Raw genomic sequence first — 5309 nt, 5'->3', positions numbered from 1 at the left:
GACACTTCGCCATCAACCTCGTCCGCGCCGTCGCCGACAAAAAATCCATCAAGCTCAGGAGAAAGGTCGCTGGGTGGGACGGCCGATACCTCGCTTCAATCCTCGGCTTCTCTTCGCGTTAACCTGGATTCGGAGCCCTGGGCCCGGATCGCGACGGCGACCGCGATCCACTCCTGCCCCGGCTCGGCGTCGAGCAGGGCGAGCAGCGGCGGCCAGACGCCGAGCCGTGAGCGGCGGCGTTGCTCGACCAGGCGCTCGACCTCCTCGGCCGTCGGCAGGCGGTCGCCCTTGAGCTGGTTGCACCGGCGGTGGACGAGCACGACGTTCCCGGCCACGTCCGCGCCGCCATAGGCCCGCGGGATCAGATGGTCGTCGGTCGCCTTCGCCCCGATCGGCTCGCCGCAGTGGAAGCAGCGCCCGCCCTGGGCGACCGTCATGAGCTGGTAGTCCTCTCGCGTCATCCCGCCATCGGCCCGACCTTCGTTCCGGGCTCGATATGGCCCCTGCCCGTCACCATGTCGAGGGAACCTCGGCACGGGAGGACCGCGGCATGACCGGTCGGACGTTGTTCCTCGACCTCGACGGCGTCTTCGCCGATTTCGAGGGCGCGGTCGAGGTGCTGTTCGGGACGCCCTTCGCGGAGGTGCCCCGGCGCGCGATGTGGAAGCGCATCCAGGCTGCGCGCGGCTTCTGGTCCGGGCTCGTGCTGCTGCCGGGCGCCGACCGCCTGTGGGCCGAGGTCGCCCCCTTCGACCCCGTCTTCCTGACCGGCATCCTGCCGTCCGACCGCACCTGCGTGCCTGCCAAGATCGCCTGGGTCCGACGGCATTTCCGGACCGAGCGGGTGATCTGCTGCCACAGCCGCCACAAGCCGTGCCATGGCAGGCCGGGCGACGTGCTCGTCGACGACCGGGCCGCCAACATCGACGCGTGGACCACCATGGGCGGCATCGGCGTCCTGCACCGCTCGGTCGAGGACACGGTCGCTCGGCTGCGCGAACTCGGCTACCGCTGACCGGGGGAGACCGGCCGGCGGCCGGCCGCCGACGCGATCTCGATCAGGAGCGCCTTGGCCTCGTCGAGCTGGGGGTCGAGGCCGGCCGCGCGTTCGGCCCATTCCCGCGCCTCCTCCGCCTCGCCTATGCGCCAGAGGCAGAGCGCGAGGTTGTAGGCGTTGCCCGCCTCCAGGCCGAAATGCTCGGCCGAGCAGCGCAGGAAGACCGCGGCGTCCCGGTCGAACCCCAGCTCCATCAGGAACGTGCCGAACTGGAAGGCCGGGTCCTCGGCGGCCGAGATCGGCAGGAAACCGTCCCACACCGCATGGACGGCATCGCGCAGGCGCGACCTTTCGTCGGGCGACAGCCCGGCGGCACGGGCCTTGAGGGCGGGCAGGAAGCGCAGGAACAGCTGGTGGTCCCACTTGCTGAACCGCAGCATCGCCAGGATCTGGCCGTTGGAGAAGCTTTCCGCCTGGGCGTCCAGCCCGCTCGCCACCACGAAGAAGTCGTCGGGCCCGAAGTGGTCGATCGCCTCGGCATAGACGCCGCGGGTGGCGCTGAAGCGGCCGGGCGCGTCGCCGAACAGGAAGGCCGAGACGGTGAGGCTTTCGTGGGAATGGGAGGGATGGAGGGCGAGGCCGCCGAGCCGGCGGCAGTATTCGCCCAGGATCTGGTAGTCCACGGATACCGAGAAGCAGCCCGGGGCGTGCGCCGCCAGTCCCAGGGGCGCCGTTTCGGTCAGGAAGGCATCGTCCCGCGACATCCCCTTGTCCCCGGACAGGAACAGCGCCCGCCCGCCCGAAAGGTCGAGCAGGCCGTCGATGCAGGCCAGGGCCGCGACCGGGAAGCCGAAGGTCACGCGCGGCAGGCGCCGGCGGTAGAGCTCCAGGATCGCGTCCCGGTGCGGCTCGCCGTAATACGGGGACCGGGCGGGCTGGTGGTGGTAGTCGATCCGCGCGCCGAGCAGTCCGGCGCCGCGGTCCGGCGTCGTCGTCACCAGCGTCTCGTACAGTTCCCCCCTCTCGACCAGGAACGCGTCCTGCGGCACGCTGTCGAAGACGTAGTTCGCGATCGCGACCAAGGGATTGGCCAGGGAACCCGGCGCCAGCCGCTCGCCCGAGCACCGCAGCTCGATCTCGCGGTCGGACTGGAGGTCGAAACGGGCGACGTCGAGCACGCCGTCGTCGAACAGCGGCCGCAGCCAGGGATTGGCGAGCCAGGCCTCGACGTTGCGCTCCGCCATGTCGGTCAGGACGTGGCGGACCGGCGGCAGGTCGAGGCCCGAGTCGCGGCGCAGTTCCAGCAGCCGGCGCAAGAACAGGTATCCGAACCGGCCCGGCCCGGCGCCGAGCTCGATCGTATGGACCGGCCGCGCGGGGTCGAGCCCCGGGCCGCCCTCGCGCGCCGCCGCCAGACAGTCGCGCAGATAGGCGAAGGCGGTGCGGGCATAGGCGTCCGCGGTGAAGGGACAGCTCGTGATGTGGTGGGGAATCGCGTGCTCGCTCCAGGCGAGGACGCCTTCGCGGCAGTAGAAGTCGCGCATCCCCGTCCACAGCACGGATTCGGACAATCGTCGCCGGCGCTCGACCGGGGCATGCTTGGAGGCGGCGGTCGCAAGCCCCGGGCCGGCAACGGAATCCACGGCGGAGGTTCCTTCTTTCGTGGTAGGATCAGGCGCTGGGAACGACGGTGTTTGCGTTCCTCGGAGCCGTCTCATGGAAATCGGAAATTCGAACGCGTACGGCGCCCTCGACGAGGCGAGGCTCGCCGACTTCGAGGCCGATCTCGGCTTCACGCTGCCGGAAGACTACCGGGACTTCCTGCTGGCGCATAACGGCGGCACGCCGGTCCCCTCCACCTTCGTCTCCGCGCGTGAAGGGGAAGATCGGATCGAGAGCCTGTACGGGCTGCACGACGGCCCGGACCATCTTCGCCTGGACGAGATGTGGGGCATCTATCGGCGGCGCCTGCCGCGGGGTGTGCTGCCGGTCGGCGACGACCCCTTCGGCAATGCCATATGCATCGCGCTGGCCGGCCGGCACCGCGGCAGGATCTACTTCTGGGATCACGAGCGCGAACCGGAGGACGACCCGTTCGAGGCCCTGACCGCGCTGGCGGACGGCTTCACGGCGTTCCTCGCATCCCTGCGCTAGGCGGGGGCGGACGGCGCCAGTCACTTGCGGCCCCAGAGCGAGAAGCCGCCGCGGTGCGCGAACGAGGCGTGGACGGTCGTCTTGACGAGGTCCATCCGCCCCTTGGTCTTGTGGTGGTGCCAGGTATAGCCGGCGGGCTTGGGGGTTCCGCGCAGGGCATTGGCGACGGCGTCGTGGGGAGCGCGGTTGTTCTGCTTCAGCGTGTCCGCGCTGGCGCCGCCCGTGACGGGATCGATCATGTAGTCGGTCCCTTTCTTGGTGCTGTGGAAGATGTTCACGGTTCCGAGGAGAGCCGCATAGGGCATCGCAGCATAGACGGTGGCCGCAGGCACCGCTTTCCCGTCTTCCGTCGTATCCCCGGCCGCGTAGACCCCGGCATTGTCGAAATCGACGTAGCCGAGGGCGTCGTTGTAGAACTTGTAGTAGTTCGCGCCGACCTTGTGGATCGCCCATGCCGAGGTCGGGATGTGCCAGCCGGCATGCTCCCCGTCGGGATCGAGTGCCAGGCGGGCAGCCTTCCGGTTTTCGAGGACGGCGTGCCGGATGCGATCGCCGGTGATGCGCCCCGCGGCGCGCCCTCCTGCTGCCCTTACTCCCCTGCGGGCCTGGCGGATCTCCCGCTCGCTGAGTCCGTCGAGCGGGCTCGTCCCCATGCTGAACGGTCCCAGGGGACCGGGGTCGAATGCCCGCTGCACGATGCCCTGCGCCTGCCCCCCCGCCTTGTGCTGGACGACGGGCGGTTGCGTCGGACGGGCGGGTGCCGGCGGAGCGAAACCGCCATGAGCGGACGGCCCCCCGGCCTTGTGCTGGACGACCGCGGGCGGTGCGGGACGCTGCGCCGGCTGCGGGACGGGGGGCGGTCGGACGCCTGCCGCGGCCACGGGCTTGGCCTGTACGGGCTTGGCCTGTACGGATTTGGCCTGCACGGACTTGGATGACCACGTCACCGCGGGTGGTGGGAAGCGCCGCTCGACCATGAGGCAGACATCGCGAATCCGGGTTTCGGTCTACCCACAGTAGCCTAGTCCATAAGGCCATGCACGGCGGAATCACGCCGGTGGTGGATGACGGGGTTGCGGACCCAAGTCGAGCACTCGCGCATTTTCCGCCTCGACACCCGGCAGCAGCTTTGGGTAGCGTAAAAAATTGGTTAACGCAAACCATGCCGCCTCGGCCGGCAGACCTTTCCTGCTTCGTACCGGCGAAGACGGCAGCCAAGGGAGGTACAGGTCGATGTCGATGCAGCAAGACAAGCGCATCTCCCCCGAAGAGGCGGAGCGTCACTGGAGCCGCACCAAGAACCTGATGTGGATCACGCTGCTGCTGTGGTTCATCTTCGGATACGTGATCCACGCCTTCGCCAGGCCACTCAACGAGATCGTGATATTCGGCTTCCCGCTCGGCTTCTACATGGCCGCGCAGGGATCCCTGATCGTCTTCGTGGTCCTGATCTTCTGGTATGCCTGGAAGCAGAACAAGATCGACGAAGAATTCGGCGTCGCGGAAGAAGAATGAGCCGGGGGAGGAACAGTCGATGAAGGGCGACTTCACGAGCAACCTGGGCCGGGTCTACGGCATATACACCGGCGGCTTCGCCGCATTCGTGGTCCTTCTCGCGATCCTGGAACAGATGGGGGTGCCGAACCAGATCATCGGCTACCTGTTCGTGTTCTTCACGATCGCGGTCTATGCCGGCATCGGCATCCTGTCGCGGACGATGCAGGTCAGCGAGTACTACGTCGCCGGCCGGCGGGTGCCGGCCTTCTACAACGGCATGGCGACCGCCGCGGACTGGATGAGCGCCGCGAGCTTCATCGGCATGGCCGGCACGCTCTACGCGCTCGGCTACGACGGCCTCGCCTTCGTGCTGGGCTGGACCGGCGGTTACGTCCTGGTCGCGGTGCTGATCGCGCCCTTCCTGCGCAAGTTCGGCGCCTACACCGTGCCCGACTTCCTGGGCGCGCGCTACGGCGGCAACTTCGCCCGCCTGGTCGGCGTCGCGATCCTGTTCACCTGTTCCTTCGCCTACATCGTGGCGCAGGTGACCGGCACCGGCCTCATCGCCTCGCGCTTCCTCGGCATCCAGTTCGAGGTCGCGGTCTTCGTCGGCCTGATCGGCATCCTGGTCTGCTCCATGCTCGGCGGCATGCGCGCGGTG

At 68.8% G+C, this 5309-nt stretch carries 7 protein-coding genes; 4 read left to right on the top strand and 3 right to left on the bottom strand.

The annotated features are described in order from the left end of the window. Positions 1-95: 95 nt before the first annotated feature. Positions 96-461: an HNH endonuclease gene (locus tag VGO20_RS10185; RefSeq protein WP_327502221.1), complete on the bottom strand. Its 366-nt coding sequence runs from the start codon at positions 459-461 to the stop codon at positions 96-98. A gap of 89 nt (positions 462-550) precedes the next feature. Between VGO20_RS10185 and VGO20_RS10180 the strand changes: the two genes are divergently transcribed. Next, positions 551-1015: a hypothetical protein gene (locus VGO20_RS10180; protein ID WP_327502220.1), complete on the top strand. Its 465-nt coding sequence runs from the start codon at positions 551-553 to the stop codon at positions 1013-1015. On the opposite strand, the gene VGO20_RS10175 is transcribed toward VGO20_RS10180, so the two are convergent. Further along, positions 1006-2640 carry a hypothetical protein gene (locus VGO20_RS10175; RefSeq protein ID WP_327502219.1) on the bottom strand — a complete coding sequence of 545 codons (1635 nt, stop codon included), beginning with the start codon at positions 2638-2640 and terminating at the stop codon, positions 1006-1008. The two genes, VGO20_RS10180 and VGO20_RS10175, sit on opposite strands and share 10 nt — an antisense overlap. A 73-nt stretch (positions 2641-2713) precedes the next feature. Between VGO20_RS10175 and VGO20_RS10170 the strand changes: the two genes are divergently transcribed. Next, entirely contained in the window at positions 2714-3151 is a 438-nt protein-coding gene (locus VGO20_RS10170) for an SMI1/KNR4 family protein (protein ID WP_327502218.1), read from the top strand. A 20-nt stretch (positions 3152-3171) separates the two neighbouring features. Here the strand turns inward: VGO20_RS10170 and VGO20_RS10165 are convergent, their stop codons facing one another. Continuing rightward, complete coding sequence (locus tag VGO20_RS10165; RefSeq protein WP_327502217.1) at positions 3172-3804, bottom strand: HNH endonuclease signature motif containing protein; 633 nt, start codon at positions 3802-3804, stop codon at positions 3172-3174. A gap of 580 nt (positions 3805-4384) precedes the next feature. Between VGO20_RS10165 and VGO20_RS10160 the strand changes: the two genes are divergently transcribed. Next, on the top strand, positions 4385-4666 hold the full coding sequence (locus VGO20_RS10160) for a DUF4212 domain-containing protein (RefSeq protein WP_327502216.1): 282 nt from the start codon (positions 4385-4387) through the stop codon (positions 4664-4666). A 19-nt stretch (positions 4667-4685) separates the two neighbouring features. Continuing rightward, the coding region (locus VGO20_RS10155; protein WP_414639791.1) for a sodium:solute symporter family transporter at positions 4686-5309 on the top strand (624 nt) is incomplete at its 3' end.

This window comes from Arenibaculum sp. (assembly GCF_035998295.1).
Taxonomy (GTDB): domain Bacteria; phylum Pseudomonadota; class Alphaproteobacteria; order Azospirillales; family Azospirillaceae; genus DASYHS01.
Note: the sequence above shows the minus strand (reverse complement) of the source record. Positions and strands in the feature narration are given on the sequence as shown.